This is a genomic window from Siminovitchia sediminis (assembly GCF_042680885.1).
In the GTDB taxonomy this organism is placed as follows: domain Bacteria; phylum Bacillota; class Bacilli; order Bacillales; family Bacillaceae_C; genus Siminovitchia; species Siminovitchia sediminis.
In genome coordinates this window covers 26,005-48,222 of record NZ_JBHUEO010000019.1, presented here as the reverse complement: position 1 = coordinate 48,222, position 22,218 = coordinate 26,005, and the positions used below count along the sequence as shown (strand labels likewise).

Annotated in this window: 18 protein-coding genes and 4 riboswitches; of the genes, 4 read left to right on the top strand and 14 right to left on the bottom strand. The window is 43.0% G+C overall.

What is annotated here, in order from left to right:
- Positions 1–96 precede the first annotated feature (96 nt).
- Complete coding sequence (locus ACFSCZ_RS08515) at positions 97–633, top strand: gamma carbonic anhydrase (protein WP_380773455.1); 537 nt, start codon at positions 97–99, stop codon at positions 631–633.
- A gap of 63 nt (positions 634–696) precedes the next feature.
- A complete protein-coding gene (locus tag ACFSCZ_RS08510) occupies positions 697–1,524 on the top strand; it encodes a C39 family peptidase (protein ID WP_380773454.1) in 828 nt (275 codons plus the stop codon).
- Here the strand turns inward: ACFSCZ_RS08510 and asnB are convergent.
- On the bottom strand, positions 1,515–3,407 hold the full coding sequence (gene asnB, locus ACFSCZ_RS08505; protein WP_380773453.1) for an asparagine synthase (glutamine-hydrolyzing): 1,893 nt from the start codon (positions 3,405–3,407) through the stop codon (positions 1,515–1,517). The two genes, ACFSCZ_RS08510 and asnB, sit on opposite strands and share 10 nt — an antisense overlap.
- A 173-nt stretch (positions 3,408–3,580) precedes the next feature.
- Positions 3,581–4,786: a methionine adenosyltransferase gene (gene metK, locus ACFSCZ_RS08500; protein ID WP_380773451.1), complete on the bottom strand. Its 1,206-nt coding sequence runs from the start codon at positions 4,784–4,786 to the stop codon at positions 3,581–3,583.
- Between the two features lie 322 nt (positions 4,787–5,108).
- Positions 5,109–5,230: riboswitch (SAM riboswitch) on the bottom strand.
- A 261-nt stretch (positions 5,231–5,491) separates the two neighbouring features.
- Between metK and pckA the strand changes: the two genes are divergently transcribed.
- Positions 5,492–7,081 (top strand): phosphoenolpyruvate carboxykinase (ATP), encoded by a 1,590-nt coding sequence (pckA, locus tag ACFSCZ_RS08495; protein WP_380773450.1) that lies wholly within the window; start codon positions 5,492–5,494, stop codon positions 7,079–7,081.
- A gap of 199 nt (positions 7,082–7,280) precedes the next feature.
- Positions 7,281–8,282 carry an aromatic ring-hydroxylating dioxygenase subunit alpha gene (locus ACFSCZ_RS08490; protein ID WP_380773449.1) on the top strand — a complete coding sequence of 334 codons (1,002 nt, stop codon included), beginning with the start codon at positions 7,281–7,283 and terminating at the stop codon, positions 8,280–8,282.
- A gap of 243 nt (positions 8,283–8,525) precedes the next feature.
- Here the strand turns inward: ACFSCZ_RS08490 and ACFSCZ_RS08485 are convergent, their stop codons facing one another.
- From ACFSCZ_RS08485 to ACFSCZ_RS08430, 12 genes are all read right to left on the bottom strand, one after another.
- Positions 8,526–9,878, bottom strand: a complete 1,353-nt coding sequence (locus ACFSCZ_RS08485) for a uracil-xanthine permease family protein (RefSeq protein WP_380773448.1) — start codon at positions 9,876–9,878, stop codon at positions 8,526–8,528.
- Positions 9,879–10,418: 540 nt separating this feature from the next.
- Positions 10,419–11,288 carry a formyltetrahydrofolate deformylase gene (gene purU / locus ACFSCZ_RS08480; protein ID WP_380773535.1) on the bottom strand — a complete coding sequence of 290 codons (870 nt, stop codon included), beginning with the start codon at positions 11,286–11,288 and terminating at the stop codon, positions 10,419–10,421.
- Between the two features lie 208 nt (positions 11,289–11,496).
- Positions 11,497–11,847 (bottom strand): iron-sulfur cluster biosynthesis family protein, encoded by a 351-nt coding sequence (locus ACFSCZ_RS08475; protein ID WP_380773447.1) that lies wholly within the window; start codon positions 11,845–11,847, stop codon positions 11,497–11,499.
- A gap of 299 nt (positions 11,848–12,146) precedes the next feature.
- A riboswitch (glycine riboswitch) is annotated at positions 12,147–12,247 on the bottom strand.
- A gap of 41 nt (positions 12,248–12,288) precedes the next feature.
- On the bottom strand, positions 12,289–13,194 hold the full coding sequence (gene sdaAA, locus ACFSCZ_RS08470) for an L-serine ammonia-lyase, iron-sulfur-dependent, subunit alpha (protein ID WP_380773446.1): 906 nt from the start codon (positions 13,192–13,194) through the stop codon (positions 12,289–12,291).
- Between the two features lie 5 nt (positions 13,195–13,199).
- Positions 13,200–13,694 carry a serine dehydratase beta chain gene (locus ACFSCZ_RS08465; RefSeq protein WP_380773444.1) on the bottom strand — a complete coding sequence of 165 codons (495 nt, stop codon included), beginning with the start codon at positions 13,692–13,694 and terminating at the stop codon, positions 13,200–13,202.
- A 27-nt stretch (positions 13,695–13,721) separates the two neighbouring features.
- Complete coding sequence (glyA, locus tag ACFSCZ_RS08460) at positions 13,722–14,972, bottom strand: serine hydroxymethyltransferase (protein WP_380773442.1); 1,251 nt, start codon at positions 14,970–14,972, stop codon at positions 13,722–13,724.
- 90 nt (positions 14,973–15,062) lie between these two features.
- Positions 15,063–15,141: riboswitch (glycine riboswitch) on the bottom strand.
- Between the two features lie 3 nt (positions 15,142–15,144).
- Positions 15,145–15,249: riboswitch (glycine riboswitch) on the bottom strand.
- Positions 15,250–15,352: 103 nt separating this feature from the next.
- Complete coding sequence (locus tag ACFSCZ_RS08455) at positions 15,353–16,291, bottom strand: DMT family transporter (RefSeq protein WP_380773440.1); 939 nt, start codon at positions 16,289–16,291, stop codon at positions 15,353–15,355.
- Positions 16,292–16,523: 232 nt separating this feature from the next.
- Positions 16,524–17,870 carry a 5'-deoxyadenosine deaminase gene (locus ACFSCZ_RS08450; protein ID WP_380773438.1) on the bottom strand — a complete coding sequence of 449 codons (1,347 nt, stop codon included), beginning with the start codon at positions 17,868–17,870 and terminating at the stop codon, positions 16,524–16,526.
- A gap of 18 nt (positions 17,871–17,888) precedes the next feature.
- Positions 17,889–19,037 carry a M20 family metallopeptidase gene (locus ACFSCZ_RS08445; RefSeq protein WP_380773436.1) on the bottom strand — a complete coding sequence of 383 codons (1,149 nt, stop codon included), beginning with the start codon at positions 19,035–19,037 and terminating at the stop codon, positions 17,889–17,891.
- Positions 19,038–19,658: a DUF1989 domain-containing protein gene (locus ACFSCZ_RS08440; protein WP_380773434.1), complete on the bottom strand. Its 621-nt coding sequence runs from the start codon at positions 19,656–19,658 to the stop codon at positions 19,038–19,040.
- 28 nt (positions 19,659–19,686) lie between these two features.
- The gene (locus tag ACFSCZ_RS08435; protein ID WP_380773432.1) at positions 19,687–20,370 is read right to left on the bottom strand and encodes a cyclase family protein; all 684 of its coding nucleotides are present in this window, start codon (positions 20,368–20,370) and stop codon (positions 19,687–19,689) included.
- 16 nt (positions 20,371–20,386) lie between these two features.
- Positions 20,387–22,198, bottom strand: coding sequence for an adenine deaminase (locus ACFSCZ_RS08430; RefSeq protein WP_380773430.1), 1,812 nt, complete (start codon positions 22,196–22,198; stop codon positions 20,387–20,389).
- Between the last annotated feature and the right edge of the window lie 20 nt (positions 22,199–22,218).

Here is a 22,218-nt window from a genome sequence, read left to right as displayed (position 1 = left end):
CCGGGGCGTGCCAGGCACCTGTCGAATGAGGAGTGACAACAACTTGCCGAAAGCGCTATGATAGGTTTAAACGATTTGGCTGAAAGGGTGTATAGGGTGTCTGTGTATTCTTATAAAGGGAAAATTCCACAAATCCCTTCTTCTGTTTTTGTTGGAGATTATTCGACCATTACAGGCGATGTGATGATTGGAGAACAGTCCAGCATTTGGTTTAACTGCACGATCAGAGGAGATGTTGCTCCGACCATTATCGGAAAGAAGGTGAACATTCAAGATAATTCTGTTCTGCATCAAAGTCCGGGTAACCCGCTGATTATTGAGGATGAAGTGACCATTGGGCATCAAGTCATACTGCATAGTGCCATCATTCGGAAAAAAGCCCTGATTGGAATGGGGTCAATTATTTTGGATAATGCCGAAATTGGGGAAGGAGCCTTTATCGGTGCCGGCAGCCTTGTACCCCAGGGAAAAATCATTCCGCCTCATACAGTAGCTTTCGGGCGCCCGGCAAAAGTAATCCGTGAAGTCAATGAACATGATCGTTCAGAAATGGAGCGTATCTCCAGGGAATATGCCGAAAGAGGCCGATACTATCAAAATTTGCAAAAACAAAATAAGCGATTGAAACAGTAAAATTTTTACCATTCGAGCCGATGTTAACCATAAGAGATTTATTTTAAAAAAGGAGATCATCTTATGAATGCATGGCTGATCATTGGGATTGCCCTTTTGATAGTGCTTGTCCTCATTTTATTTAGAAATAGAAGCAGTTCGTTCAAGTCTTTATTATCCTTTTGGATGGCTGCTTTCATTTTTACTATGGTTTTATACAATACAAGTACTGATTCAGATCATGAGGTTGCCTCTGCTTTACAAGAGGTGAACCGAACAAGTGAATTTCAGCTGATCGAAATTAAGGACAAAGTACTTCTTGATCTTCCTGTCGTTCATCAACTGCCGGAACTGCCGCGCGGCTGTGAAGTGACATCACTTGCCATGCTGCTGGAAAGTGCAGGGACGAGTGTTGACAAAATGGAACTCGCCGAGAAAGTAAAAAAAGATTCTTCTCCATATGTTGTGAAAGATGGCAAGGTCTACTTCGGCAACCCTCATCATGGGTTTGTCGGTGATATGTACAACTTCGATAATCCCGGTCTCGGTGTTTATCATGGCCCCATTATGGAGCTTGGAGAAACTTATTTATCCGGAAGAATGGTCAATTTAACCGGAGAATCTTTTGAAGAGCTAAAAGTTCCGCTTTCTGACGGAAGGCCTGTATGGGTGATCATCAACGCAGAATATCGCGAACTGCCGGATTCATATTTTGAAGTTTGGGAAACGGCAAGCGGTCCGGTGAAAATTACAAAGAAAGAGCATTCCGTGCTGATTACCGGCTATGACCAGAATTACGTTTATTTCAATGACCCTTTAACAGGAAAGAAAAATAAAAAAGCACCCATCAATGACTTTAAAAAGTCATGGGTGCAAATGGGCAGCCAGGCCCTCACTTATACTCAGGAGTGAGCCGCGGCTGCCATTTCTTGTTCAAAATCATACCGATCTTCTACAAAGACAGCATGCCATACCATGAATACCAGCACTGTCCAAATTTTACGGCTATAATCCATTTTGCCTTGGCAATGATCCTCCAATAGATTTAACACATATTCCTTATGGATTAAATGATCGGTATCGCTTGTTTTAATCATGTCCTTCGCCCAATCATACATTTCGTTTTTCAGCCAGTGGCGGATCGGAACGGGAAATCCGAGCTTTTTCCGATTCAACACATGGTCAGGAACAATGCCTTCTGCTGCTTTCCTTAAGACATATTTCGTTGTCCCTTCAGCTGTTTTTAAGCTTGTTGGAATTGTTGATGCAACTTCAAACACTTTCGTATCAAGGAAAGGAACTCTAAGCTCGAGCGAGTGGGCCATTGTCATCCGGTCAGCTTTAAGTAAAATATCCCCTCGCATCCATGTATGGATATCAATATACTGCATCCGCTCAACAGGGGCATAGCCTTTCGTTTCTGCATAAAGAGGTTTGGTCACATCAAGATAATGGACATCCCGATGATAATGATTTAACAGTTCTTTCTTTTCCTCTTCCTCAAACATTTTAGCGTTACCGATGTATCTTTGCTCAAGAGGTGTCACTCCGCGTTCAATAAAACTTTTCCCTTTCACTCCCTCAGGAAGAGTTTTGGCCAGTCCCCGCAGCAATGCTTTGCCGACTTGAGGAATTTTATTGAACATTTCAAGAGACTGCGGTTCTCTGTAAATATTATAACCGCCAAAAAGCTCATCTGCTCCTTCACCGGACAATACAACTGTTACATGCTTTCTAGCTTCTCTGGCTACAAAATAAAGTGGGACGCAGGCAGGATCAGCCAATGGATCATCTGCATGCCACATGATTTTTGGTAGTTCTTTCATATATTCTTCCGGACTGATGACGTAACTGATATTTTCCACGCCCAGCCTGTCAGCCGTCTCTTTTGCAACATCAATTTCACTAAACCCTTCACGCTCAAAACCAACGGAAAATGTTTTGATTTTCGGGTGAAATTGTTTGGCAATAGAAACAATGATTGACGAATCGATTCCTCCTGACAGAAATGAACCGACCGGAACATCGCTTCGCATATGAAAGTTAACCGAATCGAATAAGACCTCTCTAATTTCTTTGATAAAATCTTCTTCTGTCTTATGAACATCCGGTTTGAAGCTTGCTCTCCAATAACGCTGAATCTGAATGGGCTCACCAGGCTTCTGAGTAAAATAATGGCCAGGCTCCAGCTTCTTGATATGCCGGGTCATTGTTTCCGGCTCGGGAACAAATTGGTAGGTCATATACTGCTGGAGAGCTTCTGTATTGAGCTCTTTTTTATCTAAAGCAAGTAAAATACTTTTCTTCTCGGAAGCAAATAAGGTCCTGTCTTTTTCTTCAATATAAAAGAAGGGCTTTATGCCGAATGGATCTCTGGCACCAAATAATTCTTTTTTCTCTTTATCCCAAATTAAGAAGGCAAACATGCCTCTCAATTTCTTTACCGCTTCTTCCTTCAGCTCGCTATATAAAGCAACGATTACCTCTGTGTCTGAACCTGTTACAAACACCAGTCCTTTTTTCTCAAGTTCTTCACGGAGCTCTACAAAGTTATAGACTTCTCCATTGAAAATAATCCAGTAACGCTCATTTTCAAATGAAAGAGGCTGGCTGCCGCTTTCAATGTCAATGATGCTGAGTCTTCTAAATCCAAATTGGACATGCTCATCTTGATAATACCCTTTATCATCTGGACCGCGGTGAGTAATAATATTGTTCATTTCCATCAATAACTTCTCATTTGTTTTTGCCTCATCTGTTGGATGATGATGCATACAACCGATAAAACCGCACATTTATGTGTTCACCTACTCTAATAAGGATTCAAACTATTTAAAAGGCATAACTGCACACCTTTTTTATATTATCATTATTTGTTGAAGTTTGGCAGGTATATTGCAACAAATATTTTATTTCTTTCACAACGGGAAAAAGGCGGAGATGCCCATGCATTCCCCGCCATCCTTTCTTATTTTTCATTTGTTGCAGATTGAAGCAGCGCTTCCGCCTTATCTGTTCTTTCCCATGGCAAATCAATATCTGTACGGCCGAAATGACCATACGCTGCTGTCTGTTTGTACAGCGGCTTGCGCAGATCGAGCATGAGAATGATTCCGGCAGGACGCAGATCAAAGTTTTCTCTGATCGCTTTAACCAGTACCTCCTCTGAGACCTTTCCTGTGCCGAACGTATCAACAGAAATGGATACAGGCTGCGCGACGCCGATGGCATAAGCCAGCTGCACCTCACACTTATCAGCGAGACCAGCGGCTACAATATTTTTAGCCACATACCTTGCTGCATATGCAGCCGAGCGGTCTACCTTTGTCGGGTCTTTTCCAGAAAAAGCTCCTCCCCCATGCCGCGCATAACCGCCGTATGTGTCTACGATAATTTTTCTTCCTGTCAAGCCGGCGTCACTTTTTGGACCGCCGATGACAAATCGTCCAGATGGATTAATAAAGTATTTAGTTTGATCATCCAAAAGCTCTTTGGGAACTACAGGTTTGATCACATGTTCTTTAATATCTCTCTGGATCTGTTCCAGGTCTATTTCAGGATGATGCTGTGTAGAAAGCACGATCGTGTCAATCCTTATCGGCTGTTGGTTTTCATCATATTCGACTGTAACCTGTGTTTTTCCATCGGGACGCAAATAAGGAAGAATAGACTCTTTGCGGACTTGAGCAAGCCTTCTGGACAGATTATGGGAAAGAGAGATGGGAAGCGGCATGAGCTCTTCGGTCTCATTACAAGCAAAACCAAACATAAGACCTTGGTCTCCTGCACCAATCGCCTCAATTTCTTTATCGCTCATGGATCCCTCCCTTGCTTCCAGCGCTATATCAACGCCTGCAGCAATATCCGGTGACTGCTCGTCAATCGAAGTGATGACTGCACAGGTTTCCGCATCAAAACCATATTTTGCCCGAGTGTAGCCAATATCTTTAATGGTTTCTCTGACAATTTTGGGAATATCAACGTAAGTCGTGGTCGTGATCTCTCCGGCTACAAGAACGAGTCCTGTTGTAACGGAAGTTTCACAGGCAACACGTGCATTAGGATCTTCAGCAAGTATGGCATCCAATATCGCGTCAGATATTTGGTCGCAAATTTTATCTGGATGTCCTTCTGTAACAGACTCTGATGTAAATAAATGCCGATTTTGGGACATCAAAGCTCCTCCTTTAATATGTTATGTTCAGTATAGATCCACAACGGTACTCTGTCCTTGATAGAAGCACATCCTGATAAAATGGTTACGATTAATAAGAAAAGCGCTAGGCGCACGCTCAACGGCCAAAAGCACAGAGCGTTCCCATGAGGCAGCTATACAGCCACAGGGGGAAAACAGTTTGTGATCTCTCTTGCCGATGGCGCCTGAAGCTAGATCGAACCTTTTCCCCGAATTTTTATTTTGTCTTATCCTTTAATGAAAAAACCTTTCCTTGACCTAAAACGAGGAAAGGTTAAGTTGATGTGTTCCGAGCCTTTCACTCTTATCGCCCAAGGCCGTCAGCCTTGCAACAGGTAAGCACCTTTCTGTCTGCATTTTTAAGCGGACAGCAGGTTGCCGGGCTTCAAAGGACCTGTTTCCTCCACCATCTCAGAATAAGAGTATCCGTTCAACTCAAAATCATAACTCAAATAATAAATCAATGTCAACCGGGTACGTTAATAATAGTAAGAAGCTGTAATGGTATGTGAACCGCTTACCCTTAAATCCAACATGGCAATATATCCATATAATGTTCCCTGGAAATCTGTTTATACAAGTTCAAGAAATATTCAAAAATAGTATAGACTATTCAATTAAATGTGTTATACTAATTCTCAAGTGTACAATTTGCAAATTTTAATACAAAGGAAGGGTAAACATATGAGTTCAGTAGGCATCAAAAGCGAATTAAAGCAATTATTGAATGGACAGAACGTTCATATACAGCTTTCAGTTCCACAACTTGTTGAAAAGGTTTTGAACCGCGAAGAGGGAGTCTTGACAACTTCTGGTGCCGTTCGTGCCGCAACGGGAAAATATACAGGCCGCTCCCCCAAAGATAAATTTATTGTGGATGAACCTTCTGTCACAAATAAAATCGATTGGGGTTCAGTCAACCAGCCGATTTCGTCTGAAATATTTGAAAAACTGTATTCAAAAGTGATTTCCTATTTAGAGGAAAAAGAAGAAATTTTCGTTTTCAAAGGCTTTGCAGGTGCGGATGAAAAGTATCGCCTGCCGATTCAGGTAATCAACGAGTATGCCTGGCACAATTTGTTTGCCCATCAATTATTTATTCGTCCAAAACAAGAAGAATTGGCAGATCATGATGCAAAATTTACGGTCATTTCTGCTCCAGGGTTTAAAGCGGACCCTAAAGTGGACGGAACAAAATCCGAAACATTCATTATCGTTTCGTTCGAACGCCGGATAGTGTTAATCGGCGGTACAGAATATGCCGGTGAGATGAAAAAATCCATTTTTTCTGTCATGAACTATGAGCTTCCCGAAGCAGATATTTTATCCATGCACTGCTCTGCTAACGTCGGAGCTGAAGGAGACGTTGCCCTCTTCTTTGGATTATCCGGAACAGGTAAAACAACTCTTTCCGCTGACCCGAACCGCCGCTTAATCGGTGATGACGAGCACGGCTGGTCGCCAAACGGTGTATTTAATATAGAGGGCGGATGCTACGCAAAAACAGCAGGCTTATCTTATGAGAAAGAGCCACAAATTTACAATGCCATCACTTTTGGATCCGTACTGGAAAATGTCGTTGTAGACCCGGATTCACGTGAACCACTTTATGACGATACATCATTGACAGAAAACACAAGAGCTGCCTATCCAATTCAAGCGATTGATAATATCGTGGAGCCAAGCATCGCAGGACATCCGTCTGTGATTGTCTTCCTGACTGCTGATGCGTTCGGTGTACTGCCTCCAATCAGCAAACTAACAAAAGAGCAGGCTATGTACCACTTCCTGAGCGGGTTTACATCAAAACTGGCTGGAACGGAACGCGGAGTGACTTCTCCTGAAGCTACTTTCTCCACATGTTTTGGTGCGCCATTCCTGCCGCTGCCTGCTGCACGCTACGCTGAAATGCTCGGCAAGAAAATTGATGAGCATGGCGTTCAAGTGTTTTTGGTCAATACAGGCTGGACCGGAGGCCCATACGGAATCGGCAAACGAATGAATCTTGCCTATACTCGCGCGATGGTGCAAGCAGCTTTAAATGGTGAGCTGGACAATGCAGAAACAGTGAAAGACGAAGTATTCGGTCTTTCCATCCCACTTCACGTACCAGGTGTACCTGATGAAGTATTGCAGCCCATCAAAACCTGGGACAACAAAGAAGCTTATAAAGAGAAAGCCAATGAACTTGCTGAGAAATTCAAAGACAACTTTAAGAAGTTTGGCCATGTAGATAAAACGATCGCCGAATTAGGTGGACCAACGGTTAAATAAGAATTTTATATAAAAACTGCACCTTGCATGATATGTTGAAGGGTGCAGTTTTTTATTACTACAAATATCATTTGAATATAATTTAAAAGGTAGTATAATTATATAAAATAGTCTAAATTTACAAAATGTTCAGGTTAGTAACACTGTAATCTAAGGAAAATATGAATTTAAAAATCCTAGTAATATGGGAGGGGAATGTATGGCAACTAACTTATTGCGCAGTAATTTGCTGGAGGATAAAGTGCTCCAGCAAGACTGGCTTGTTGCTTGTCGGTCTGAAGACGTAAAGGAAGAGCCTATTCAAATTACATTCATGGGCGAAAGAATTGTTATTTTTAGAAACAGCAAAGGTGTACATGCTTTTAAAGACCTATGTTGTCATCGTGGAGCCGCATTATCTCTGGGCAAAGTAAAAAATGATTGTATTGTCTGTCCCTATCACGGTTGGGAGTACGATGACAGCGGAGCTTGTGTACATATTCCTCAATTGCCGGAAGGCAGAAAAATCCCTACACAAGCTAAAGCAGTAAAATATAGTTGTACGGAAAAGTATGGGCTCATTTGGATTAACCTGGCTGGAAATGAACCTGAATTATTCCGGCATACGGAATCGGAAGATGATACTTTTTATCATGTCATTTGGGGACCGCAGGAAGCATTGGCAAAGCCGCCCCGAATTGTGGAAAACTTCTTGGATGTGGGACATCTTGCTGTATTGCATGAAGGGTTTTTAGGGGATAAGAAACATCGGGTCATACCGGACTACAAGGTACATCACGAAGATGGAAGAATATTCTCGGATGAAATAGAAGTCTTCCAACCAGATGCAGATGGAACAGGAAAGGAAAAATTTGTCTACTATACTTACGAGATTCTTCGGCCGCTCACTGTAAAATTCTCTAAACGAGACCCTGACAATAACTCAATTATGTCGATTGTCTTGACTGTCCGGCCCATTGATGAAACCAAATCAATGGTCTATGGTATTGAATCATTTAATTATGATACGGGCTTAACGGATCATGAGATCATTGCTTTTCAGGACAAGATTTTCGAACAAGACAGGCCTATTGTGGAAAATCAAAAACCTGAAGAGCTCCCCCTCGATTTACAAGTAGAAATGTCTTTGGTCTGTGACCGTATGAGCATCGCGTATCGGCAATATTTGAAAAAACTCGGTGTAACACTAGGAACGGAATAACTATAAAACGATCATCTGACCGGGGTGGCTACAAGCCATCCCGGTTTTACCATTCCTTTTGTAGTGATGATCGTTAATTAGCCGGAATAAATTGTACTTTTCCTTTGCCCAAAGTTTGAGGCTGGGGTACATGATAAACCCTGCTGCAATCCCTATCACTATATTGGATGATAGGGGCATTGTCATAATGACCGCAAAAGCGGGAATTGTTTCATCGAACTTCCTACAGTTAATACAAGCACATTAGCCCGTACCTTTTTTATATAAAGCATCTTCCCTCTCCGTTTGCATTTTCTTCTCTTTTGGAATGACCAAGTTTAGAATGAGAGTTGCCAATGCACCAACTGCAATACCGGATGATAGAATATAATTAATCCAATCAGGAACTGCGAATAGGACATCTTGTGGTAAAAAGACTGCAGCCAACGTAAGCAAAATAGGAATTCCGATGATAATCATGTTCCGATCATCGATCGTAAAGGGCTGTATGACCTTCATTCCGTTCGTTACAATTGCAACACAGACCATCCCGAAAATAGCGCTTATCACAGGACCAGGGATACAGGTAATGACTGTTGACAATTTAGGAATTAACCCCAGGCAAATAAGAATCACGCCTGCTGCCAGAATAGGACCTCTGCCAGCAACACCTGTAATGGCCAGCAAACCTGCATTGGACGAGTATCCAGTAACAGGAGTACCTCCAACAAGCGATCCTGCAAGACACCCTAATCCCTCACCTACAGAAGCTTTGTTAAGGCGTTTATCATCCAGTTGTTCACCGGTAACGGACGAGACAACAAACCATGTGCCTGTAGTCTCAATTAATATAATTAAATAAACAAAAACCATTGTAATAATAGCTCCGATGTCAAAAACAGGTTTACCAAACGGGAACAAGGCAGGAAATGCAAACCATGGAGCATCTTTAACAGGAGAAAAATCCACATCTCCCAGAATTGTCGCTGTGATCGTCCCCACTGCGATGGCCAAAATAACGGATACTAAGCGAAAAAACTTACCTATGCCGCGCAGCCTGCTTCCAAGCATCATAAATAAAATCAATGTCCCAATGGATACGCCGGCGATAGCTGTGTTGTGTCCCAGACTTCCTTCAGCATTGTAAACACCATTAATGGCTGTAGGCATTAAGCCAATCCCTACAATAATAATAACCGTACCCGCAACAATTGGCGGCATAAACTTTCGGACCCATTTTGCAAACCATTTTAGTGGATAACCTACAATAGCGATGATAATTGCACCCGGAATTAAACTTCCCGTAATTCCACCAAGACCTAATTTCCCTCCAATTGCAGCAATGGCTCCTATGGGCACATAAGATGGTCCTTGAACTACAGGAAGCTTGATTCCGGCACCCGTTTGAATTAAAGTGGCAATACCGGTTGCCAAGAAACACATTTGTATAAAAAACGAGGTGTTCTCAATACTTAATGAAAGCAGACCTGCAATAATAAGTGGCGCGATGTACAGGTCCATTGCCAGTACATGTTGCAGTCCAAGTACGGTTGCTTTCGAATAACCGACTTTATCATTTACACCGATAAGAAGGTTGTTATCTGAACCTTTTTTCAATTTTACACACCCTTCCACACCATATTTAAGCGCTTACATTCATTTGCATCTAAAGGTTTTATATTTCTTTAGTCAGCTTTTCCATGTTTGACCTCTTAGTATAGAAAATGCCTTTCAAACCCAAAAATTTGCTTAAACTATAAATGTTTGCAGATCTGGGAGGGCAATACCAGAATATCACTTCTTCCAAATACTAAACGAGTCTATCGATATAGATAAAAGGAACGACATCTGCAACACTATAACAACTATGACAAACGAATGGCGCCAGGATGCAAGGGTGCTTATGAAGTCTAATCGACATATAGGCTCCTTATAAGATCTCTCCCCTCTATATTTTTTAATAATATATTATATTCTTTAAATTGTTAATTATCACATAACTATATTATAACACCATTTTCACATAAATGAACAGTAAGTTTGTTAATGAAAATTCGGAAGAATTTACAGGTTACGATGTTCTGTTTATCGAAATAAACTGTCTTCCAGGTGTTCATCACTAAAAAAGCACGCCTATCGACGTGCTCTGCTGCCTTGCTACGGAAATATAATCGTTTTATTTCCATGTACAATCACTTTATTTTCTACATGCCAAGCAACAGCATGGGCAAGTACATGTTTTTCCACGTGGCGGCCGGCTACTTTTAAGTCTTCCGCTGTATAGCGATGGGTCACCCGAATGACATCCTGCTCGATAATCGGACCTTCATCCAAATCATTGGTTACATAGTGTGCAGTTGCCCCGATCAATTTTACGCCGCGGTTAAAGGCGCGAACGTATGGGTTGGCTCCGACGAAAGCAGGCAAGAACGAGTGATGAATATTGATAATACGGTTTGGAAATCTGGCAATAAACTCAGGAGAGAGAATTTGCATGTAACGGGCCAGCACAATAAAGTCTACTTTTCCCTCGATAAGTGCCAATGCCTTTCTTTCCGCTTCATCTTTTGTTTCGGGAGTTACCGGGATATGATAAAAAGTGATTCCCTGATTCTCCACTACTTCCCTCAGATCGTTATGGTTGCTGATTACCATTGGGATATCAGCATCGATTTCACCCGATTTCACTCTCCAGATCAATTCCATCACACATGATTCCTGTTTCGTAACAAAGATGGCCATCCGCTTTCTTTCCCTTTTGCTGTTTAGCTGCCACTTCATCTTGAAGTCTTCTGCCAGCAGCCTCATGTCTTCATGCAATTTGTCATAAGATGCATCAAAATCACTTAAATCGAACTCAATTCGCATAAAGACCATCCCTGCTTTCGGATCAGTCGTATGCTGGTCAAATTGCACGATGTTTGCTTGGTGATCCAATAAAAAATTGGATACTGTTGAGATAATCCCCGGCTTTTCCGGGCACGAAATTAATAAAGTCGCTCTGTTGTTCTTTGATTCTGCAGCCATCGTTACTCCTCCAGTTTTTCTATTATTCCGCTTTATACAAATCCCATTCCAGCGGTTGTGCTTACCTGAAATCTTCCCTTTTACAGTTATGATGATTGGATCCTGGTGCCCCCAATCGGTGACAGTAACACCCGTCTTCAGTTCAAACGTTCTGATCCAAATACTCCGCCGTCCATAATCATAATCGTTTTTGGAAGATCTGTCATTTTTAATGAATAGTATGTTCACCATCTAAGGAACCTTCTTGACTGACATTATTTGATTCAATTGCACAAGCACCTGACGAAAATCCTTCCCCAACGATAAAACCGCTTTTTTCATTGTAATCCACCTGTGCATCCTTATTCAAATATCGCAATGTTAACCGATCCATCGCAATTTGTATACCATTGTACTGGAACACATGGTCATTTCTTCGCTTCTCATCGATGAAAAACTTGAATGAAACCGCCATGCCGCACCCGCCGGAAATATTTGCATCCATACGGGGAATATGGCCATCTTTCATTTTCATGTTTCTAAGTTTATTTACAGCTGCTTCCGTGAGCCTAATAACCATTTTTCTTCACTCCTTCACATAAGAAAGCGCAAGGCGCCCTCTATCTGCGACAAGCAAAAACAAATTGGGAGAAGTCGGCTTTTCAGCCGCCAATTGGGGTATACCTCGAACCGATGGCGTCTGGAGCTAGATAACACTACCTTTTAAAGAAAAACTCAGTATAAAGGTTTTTTTATTTATAAAAAAAGACAGAAAAAGGGATTGAATCCCTTCTCTGTCCTTGTACCTGAGAGTTTAACTCCGATCACTTTCGGGCTTGCTCCTTTGGTGGCGTTTTTAAAGCGCTCTCTCCAGAGATGCGTCGGATTGTGGTTCATTTGCCTGAGAGATTGGTTCCAATGGTTTTTTTGGACCTTGCTCCTTCGGCGGCTTTTATACAGCACTCTCCCATAATCTTCATCCGCATATTTTGATTGTTAATCTTTTCTCATAGACGGTTCATCATCCAGTATTTTTAGCGCTGTTCCGGCAAGGTTTGGCCATTAATTTTCTCTTTAAATCCTCGCCGGTGGGCGTTGCTGCCAGTCCTCCAAGAGACGTTTCTTTCAATGTGCGCGGCATGCTGCTGCCGATATCATACATGGCACCTATTACTTCATCACAGGGTATTCTGCTTTTGATTCCGGCGAGCGCCATATCTGCAGAAGCAAAAGCAATAGCCGTGCCAATCACATTCCGCTTGATACAGGGAACCTCAACCAGGCCTGCAACAGGATCGCATACAAGGCCAAGCAAAGATTTAAGGGACATAGCAGCTGCATGGACAGCCTGTTCAGGAGTACCGCCCCTCATTTCAACAATCGCTGCGGAGGCCATAGCGGTGGCGGATCCTACTTCAGCTTGGCATCCGCCTGCTGCACCTGATATAAAAGCACGATTGGCAATAACATAGCCGATGGCACTTGCCGTAAAAAGCCCCATGACCAGATCGTCAGTGGAAATATCAGTGTTATCTTCCAAAGCAAATATACAGCCGGGAAGGATGCCTGCTGATCCCGCGGTAGGTGTCGCGACAATCACTCCCATCCGGGCATTCGTTTCAGAAGTGGCAAAAGCATATTTCATGGCATCTGTTACTAAACCGCCTGTCATGTAGTTTCCTTTATCCTTATATTCTTTCATTAAATGCGCATCTCCACCGGAAATACCACTGGGTGAAGGTGACGGATCCGTGATTCCTTTCTCAACTGCTTCCTTCATTTTAAAAAGCCGTTCTTTCATCATGGTAAAAATTTCATCGCTGCTCTTACCTGTTTTCTTTTCTTCCGTTTCCATCATCAGCCTGCCCATCGTCATTTCTTTTTCCTCGCAGAGCTGCAACAGATCATTCATTGAATGAAAATCCATTCCTATCATCTCCGATCGTGAAGATACCTTTCTCGCATTGATTCCATATCTAACTTGGAGTTTAATAAAATATTTGCCGGCTGTCCGTTGATCAGGAATATTTTCGAAACCCCGCCCCCTAAAGAAACGCCTCCAATTTCAACAGAATTTTCTCTGCTTTTCATACTGATAAGAAGGGTATTGGGATGGTCATAGTACGGGCATCTCTCTTCAAATTCAAAAGAAATGTTCATTCTTTCCTTTTCCGCCAGCTCAAAGGCATGCTTTATCTCCGGGTTATCCGTTCCCAGTCCGAGCAGGCCGCCAATCACGGCTTTATCTGTTCCGTGCCCTTGGTAAGTTTCAGAAAATGAATCATAAAATGTAATGTTTACGGACTTCGGTATTTCACCGAGCAAGTCATGGCCAAACTTTCCAATGGCAACCACTCCGGCTGTATGAGAGCTGGACGGCCCTACCATCACCGGACCGATAATATCAAAGCAACTGTTAAAAACCATGAGAACACCTCCATAACACCTCCATCTCTATCTGACCAACTGTTTTTGATAAAGTGGGTATGTGCGGCATAACCTCTGAATCTCTTTTCTTACTTTTACCTTTTCCTTGGAGTCCCCTTGGCTTTGTAAAATATCTGTCATATAACCGGCAATGGCTTCCATGTCCGTTTCGTTCATCCCGCGGGAAGTCAGGGCAGCCGTGCCAATCCGAATCCCGCTCGTAACGAATGGGCTTTCGGGATCATACGGAATGGTATTTTTATTGACTGTCATTCCGGCTGCCTCCAACAGATGCTCGGCTTCCTTTCCTGTCAGTTCCCACGGCCTGACATCAACTAATATGAGATGATTGTCTGTTCCGCCGGAAACAATGGCTGCTCCCTTGTCTTTCAAAGATGCTGCAAGTCTGGATGCATTACTGATAACCTGCGAGATATATTTTGCAAAACTCGGCTCCATAGCCTCCTTGAATGCTACAGCCTTTGCCGCGATGATATGCATGAGCGGACCGCCTTGTATTCCCGGAAAAATGGCTTTATTGACTCTCTTGGCAATATCCTCATGGTTGGTTAAGATAATCCCTCCCCGCGGACCCCTAAGTGTCTTATGGGTTGTGCTTGTAATGACATCGGCAAATGGAACAGGTGAAGGGTGAAGTCCAGCAGCGACCAGCCCTGCAATATGCGCCATATCTACCAAAAAATAGGCACCCACTTTATCAGCGATCTCCCTGAATCTTGCAAAGTCAATCACCCTCGGATAAGCACTTGCCCCGGCAATGATCAATTTAGGGCGTTTCTCCAAAGCCATTTTCTCTACTTCATCATAGTCAATCAAGTGGGTATCTTCTCTCACACCATAGGAAACAATGTTAAACCATTTCCCTGACATATTGACCGGGCTCCCATGTGTCAGATGGCCGCCATGGGATAAATTCATGCCCATAATCGTATCCCCAGGTTCGAGCAAAGCGAAAAAAACGGCCATATTTGCCTGTGCTCCTGAATGAGGCTGAACATTTGCATATGGAGCTCCAAATAATTCCTTCAAACGCTCAATGGCCAAATTTTCTACGACATCCACGTGCTCGCATCCGCCATAATAACGCTTTCCGGGATACCCTTCCGCATACTTATTAGTTAAGACAGAACCCATGGCCTCCATCACATCTGTACTTACAAAGTTTTCTGAAGCGATAAGTTCCAGCGACTGATCCTGCCTTTTCCGTTCTTCCTTAATCGCCTGAAAGATTTCCGTGTCTGCATGAGCTAAACTCATTGATTCGTCCTCCTTTTTGCCTACCCTTCCCTTGTCATCTCCCTGAAACACAAAAAGGACAGGGGAAAGATAGATCATCATCTACCCTTCCTCTGTCCTTTTACCTGAGAGTTTAACTTCAAGATTGAAGTATTCCCCTTGGGTGGCCTGTAGAAGGCGCTCTCCAGAGACGCGTCCAAACGCGGTGCTTTTACCTGAGAGATTGGATCCCATGGATTTTTTGGGACTTGCTCCTTCGGTGCTAAACAAATTGTTTAGTCTCTCCCGCGATTGTCATTCGCAAGCATTTTGTTTTTTTATAATATACCATTCAAACGTGATTATTGTCAATCATTTACTCGAATTTTTTGATTATTCCACCACACTGCCCGTTACTTCGATTATGTGTGATGATAGTTTGCTTCAAGTCCGGGACGCGTTCCTTTGAATAGCTTGATATTTGCTGTCAGCACCACGCCCAAAATCATTAAAATGCCCCCGATTACCTGGGAAACCAGGAGTTTCTCATGAAGAAACAGGATGCTGAAAATCGTAGCAAATAATAATGTAAAATTCAAAAAGACCGAAGCTTTGGATGGCCCCAGCATAAGAAGCGCCTTGTTCCATAAAACAAAAGAAAGTATAGAGGGAAAAATTCCGAGATACAACAAACTTATCACTTGTGGCATTCCCAGTTGCAGTGGTGCAGGATCTCTATAAAATTCCCAGGCTGCAAACGGTGCCAAAATGATAAGTCCCACAAAGATCGTACTAATAAACAAAGCCATTTTCGGTAAACCGGCAGCCGCAGCCTTCATGTAAATAGAGTATATTACCCATGCAAGGACTCCAAACAGCATAATCAAATCCCCATTGTTGAAAGCAAGTGTCATAAATGTATGAATACTGCCCTGTGTCACAATCCATAGCACGCCAATTAACGAAATAATAACACCAGTTAATTGGATTTTTAACATTCTTTCCTTAAGGAAAATAAATGACATTAGAATAATGAGTCCCGGAGCCAGTCCGTTCACAAGAGAAGCGTTAATAGACGTGGTATATTGAACAGCAACATAGGAAAGTGAATTAAAGGCTGCTATACCCGTTAAAGATAAAATACCAATGATTTTCCATTGCTTGATCATGAGTTCCTTCGCTGTATGATACTCCTTCCATACAAACGGCAGTAGTATAAGCAAGGCGATAAACCACCGGATAAAAGACATGGTAAATGGAGGAACATCATGAACCAGAGCTCTTCCAACTGCAAAATTTCCGCCCCAGAACATTGTAGCGAGTATTAACCATAAGTAAGGCGATGATAAACGTGAAATCACACAATGTTTCCCCTTCCAAATTGAAGAAATATAAAAGCCCTCAAGCTGTACTCATATAATCATCATATCTTACTATTTTCAAAAAATAAATACTTAAAACTTTAGAAGATTTTTGATATCTGCTCAATCCATTTCCTATGTCTTTTCGTCAATAAAAAAATCCTGCCATTCGATTATAAAAGGGAGCAGGATTTTTTCATATTTCCAGCAACGCCGTCTACATTTAAACTTGTCAGCCCGGAATTTTCATAATAGACGGAATTCTTTTTAGAAGCCTTTGGATAGATTTATTCGCTTCATGAAGAACGATCTCTTTGTCTATCGTTTTAACTGTACCATTTTGCATGACTATTTTTCCGTTAATCATCGTAAGATCAACATCCGCTCTTGTTGCAGAGTATACAATCCTGGAAATGGGATCTACTTCTGCAGACGGAAAGGTATGGAAATTATTCAAATCCAGCATAACAAGATCTGCTTTTTTACCTATTTCAATACTGCCGATCTGATCCTCCATCCCGACGGCCCTCGCCCCGCCAATCGTAGCCATCCTGAATGTCGTCCGTGCATTCATTGCGGTTGGCCCATGTTTCGGCTTTTGAATCAAGGAAGCCATTCTCATTTCGTTGAACATATCCAGGTTATTGTTACACGGCGCACCATCCGCACCCAAACTAACATACGCCTGCATGTCAAGCATATCCGGTACATCCGCAATACCCGATGACAGTTTCATGTTGGAGCTTGGACAATGACTCATTTTGATTCCCCGGTCTTTAATAATCCGCTTCTCCTCATCATCAAGCCAGACACAATGAGCCAATATTAAATTCTCGTTTGCCAAGCCTATATGATCCAGGTATACGATGTTCCGCATTCCTCTTTGCTGCTCAACAATTTCAATTTCTTTCCTGTTTTCTGAAGCATGCGTATGTACTTTCACATGATAATGATTGGACAGTTCACGCACTTGTGTGAGCAGTTCTTCCGTACAGGAGACTACAAACCTCGGGCAGAAAGCGTATTGGATCCGCCCGTTATCATGCTGATGCCATTTTTCCAGCAAATCTACACTTTTCTGAATCGAAGCAGCTGTATCTTCCCTTAACAAATCAGGAACATCGTCGCCCATGTCCATCATCACTTTCCCGGCCAAAACGCGTATCCCGCTTTGCGCCATCGCACGGAAGGCAGCATCTGTATGGTTCACCGTTTCCATATCTACGATGGTTGTTGTGCCGCTTTGAATCAGTTCACCAAGACCGAGCATAGCAGAATAATAGCTTGATTCTTCATCATGTGAAGCCTCAAGCGGCCATATTCTTTTTTGAAGCCAATCCATCAGTTCCATGTCATCGGCTTGGCCTCTAAATAGTGTTTGGCAAAGATGGATATGCGTTTGGATAAATCCTGGGATGACAGTTTTATCTGTCGCATTAATCACTTGATCCGCCTTATGCCGCAAGTTTGTCCCAATGTTTTTTATTTTATCATCCTCGATCAATAAATCGCCTTGGATAATCTCCTCTTGAGCGTTCATGGTAATAATTTGCGCATTTTTGATCAATATGGTGGGCATATCTATTCCCCTCTTTCTTTATCTATGAAAAGAAGCCGCTCTTCCTTCTTCAGAAAGCTTCACTGCCAACTCCCTGTAAAAATCAATGGACCGCAAATAAGCTTGGATTTCAACATATTCATTTGGCTGATGCGCGAGCTTTTCATCACCAGGCCCGTAAATAAGCGTCGGTACTTCACTATTCGGATTTAAGACGGCAGCATCTGTATAATAAGACACTCCATATAATGAGGACTGATCATTCAAATCCAAAGCCAGCCGGATCAGTTTTTCTGTTGGTTTGGTTAAAATAGCCGGACGGTCAAGAAGAAGATTTACAGAAAAATCCGGGGAGTTTTCATATGAGAATAATTCCTCGAGACCTGTATTGATTTCAGCAAGTAATCGTTGGTGGGATTGTGGAGGTACAGACCTGATATCTACTGACAGGCTGCAACGATCCGGAATTACGTTTGTTTGGATTCCTCCATGTATTTGTGTGACCGCCAAACTGCTTTGTCCCAATGGTTCGGCAGTGATTTTCCACTTTTTCTTGAATGATTTGAGCATTTCCATAATCTTGTTCATCGATTCAACAGCATTAATTCCCATTTCCGGCATGGAACCGTGTGCAGTCTTTCCAATGGTTACAATCTCAATCCACAGGGCTCCCTTATGCCCGACGACCACCTTTTCATTCGTCGGCTCCCCAATAATCAGCGCTTCAACATCCTGCATTGTCTGTCCTTCTAAATATTTTCTAGCCCCGCAGCTATCGACTTCCTCACCGGCTGTAGCCAGAAAGACGATTTCCTTCGGGAGAAGTTTCCCTTCCTTAAACAGAGATTCAATTGCCAAATACATGGCGGCTAGACCGCTCTTCATGTCGGATGCTCCGCGGCCGTATATCTTGTCGTTAATGATTTTTCCTGAAAAAGGCGGATAGCTCCATGGCTGTTCACCGGGCAGCACTGTATCCATATGCCCGCAAAATATAATCTTTCCGGTACCTTCCCCTTTTAAGCGTATCTCAAAGTTGCTTCTTCCCGGCTCAACTTCCGTTATTTGAAAAGGAATGCCGGCTGCCTTGCATCTTTCAGCCAGCATAAGGGATACCCGATTTTCATTTCCGGGAGGGTTGGAGCTGTCAATTTGTATCATTTCCTGCAAAAAACGGACAGCTCCCATTTAGTTCGCCTCCACGATTTGCATTTTAAGTGACGTTACTTTATACCCATTTACCGGAGCCATGTCCTGGGAACAGGTGGAACAGGCTATAACCACCTCTTCAAGAGCTCTCAAACGGACATAATCACCGGGTTTGGACAGCGGTTCATGTATTTCATAATCTCCCTGATCATTCAATACGTTGTTCATAAAGAAATTGATTGGATCAGGAACCGGCTCTTTCCCCAGCCCATAGGATGCCAGCGCTCGGTTTAAATTATCATGGCAGTTGGGATGGTCTTCCATGCCAAAATCTATTTTATAACGATAATAATCACAGGCAGGAAAAAAGAAATCATGTTTTCCGACTGTATCTTCAACAAATGTCATTAAAGGACGCCGTCTGTTGCTGTACAACCCATCACCCGGTTTAAGTCGGATGCTGCTGAGGGAAGCTCTCATATGGACAGGTGATACAAACTCTTTGGGATCTTTCCGATTAAAACAAACAAAATCACCGACCTGTTTCCCTTCCATATCAATGATGACCAGTTCTTCGCCTGGGTTCAGTACAGCGCTTCTGCCTTCATATGGGGGGATGATAATTTCTTCCCGAATCCTTTCTCTGGCTGAATTTACCATATATCAAACACCTCTTTCTCTCGCTTAATTAATCGATAAACAGGGCAACAGCTCTGATAGGTGAACCCGTCCCTTCCCTGATTTTTAAAGGCAATCCGAAATAGAGAAAACGCATTCCAGCCACCTGATCCAGGTTGATGAGATTTTCCGTATTTGATATTCCGTACTCCCGGCATACTAAATGTCCGGAGTAACGTTCATCTTTTGGATTATCTACAGAAGGGGAATCCACGCCAATGTTCACCACACCTTTTTCCGCCAGCCATTTAGCTCCCTCGTAATTGAGACCGGTATAACGCGTCAGCCATTCATCAGTACCAAATTTCCGATTGTAATGGCCTGTATATAATAAAACGATGTCACCCTTCTCCAGTACCTGCCCGGATTTATCCAGTGCCTGCTCCAGATCCCTTGGGGTAATATAACCGTCAGGAGACACATGTGACACATCCAAACAAACCGCCGGTCCATAAAAGTATTCCAGCGGCATATCATTGATATATTTACCGTTTGGATCAAATTCGTACGTGGCATCGGTATGTGTGCCGCCATGTTCATTGATTAAAATATTGTTCGTCGCAAATTCAAATCCGATCTTTTTCAAGCTTTCTTCATGAGAAATGTTCTGCCAAATATGCGTTGGCTGGTGCAGCGGAAATATTGGCATCCCCTGATAAATTTCTTGTGAAAGGTCAACTAATCTGATCCCCATGTCATCCGCCTCCCTCTTACTCTATCACCGGGGAAAGTACTTCAAAGCGATCTACATCGATTAACCCCATATCCGTTATTTTCCACTCGGGGCTTGTCACGAGTGACCAAAAAGACAAGTGCATGAAAGGTACAGGAATACCGCAGCCCAACTCTGTCTCTGCCAGCCTTGACAGCTCAGCGATCTTTTCACTGACTTCCTGCCCGCTCAGTTCATCTGTTATCAGTCCGCCCACTCGTAATGGCAAATCCCCTACCACCTTGCCGTCTTTGATCATGGCAATTCCGCCGTCCATAGATATAACACGATTCACGGCTGTTACCATATCTTCGTAGTTCGTCCCTGTTACGATAATATTATGTGTATCATGGGCCACGCTCTCTGCGATGGCTCCACTTTGAAGCTTAAAACCATTCAAAAAGGCCTTACCGATGTTTCCGGTTCTCCCATGTCTTTCTACCACAATTAAAGGAAGTACATCCTGCTGCAGACATGGCTGAACAACCCCGCCCGACACGTTTAAATCAAATTCCTGCGCGCCTGTCAGGTTTTGAAAGGGAATAGCGACAATGGAGCGGACACGGGCACGGCTGCCATTTGCGGTAATGTGGAGATCCTCCACTTTAACCGGTCCGCGTTTCACTGATTTTTTTACGCTTTCAGGATATGTGTAAGAGCCGAGATCCAGAGTCAATTGACCTTTTTCAGCAGCCAGGATTCCGTTCAGGTAAACCTGGTCAATTGTCATTTCATTTAAGTTGCTGATTACAGCTATATTTGCACGCTTCCCTGGTGCAAGGATGCCGACATCTTTGAAACCAAAGTGCGTTGCCGGATTGATCGTGGCCATTTGAATAGCTTCTACGGGATCAACACCTTGTCCAATGGTCCGCCTGATAATGTCGTTCATGTGACCGTCTTTCAGCAGGTCCTCCGGGACCATATCGTCGGAAACAAGTATGGCACGTCGGGAATCCATTCCTTCTTCTGTAATGGCACGGATACATTCCGCCATGTTTCTTTGAGAGGACCCCTCTCTCATAAACACACTCACACCATAGCGAAGTTTTTCCATCATTTCTTCTTTTGTCGTTGTTTCGTGGCAGGATACATGGCCGCCCCCGCTGATAATATGTGCAGCCAGTTCTTTTCCGAACAATGCCGGTGCATTTCCTTCAACCGTTTTGCCAATACTCTCCGCGTAGGAAACAGCAGCAACCAGGTCATCGATCAGTTCAGGAGCATTTTCATACACTGGGCCGATGTTGCTAAAGCTTTGAATTTCACCGATACCCTGAACATAAGGATCGTTTAAAAGTTTTTCCATGTGGGTGGAGTTTACATTAAATCCTGCGGTTTCCAAGCCCGGTGCATCCGGTACTGCAGCAGGAACTGTAAAATAGATTTGATTCGGGAGTGTTTTGGCCTCCTTAATCATTTCTTGCATCCCATGAACTCCCAATACGTTTCCTATTTCATGCGGATCGGCTACAATAGTTGTTGTACCGGTTGGAATGGACAGTCTGGAAAATTCCGTACAGGTCAGCATGGAGCTTTCAAAGTGCATATGTGAATCGATAAAGCCCGGTGAGATAAATTTTCCTCTGACATTCTCCACTTTTGTTTTGCTGCCTATTAACTCACTTGCGTCTCCAACCATTAGTATGTACTCACCTTTGATCGCTACATCCGCCTCATAGATCTCTCTGGTCACTGTATTGATGACATATCCGTCCTTCAGTACAAGATCTGCATGCTGATGGGAGTCCAGCAGAACATCGATCAACTTCCTATACTGAACGGCTTTTTTTATATTTTCAGCCTGCATCCTCACTCATCACCCTTTCC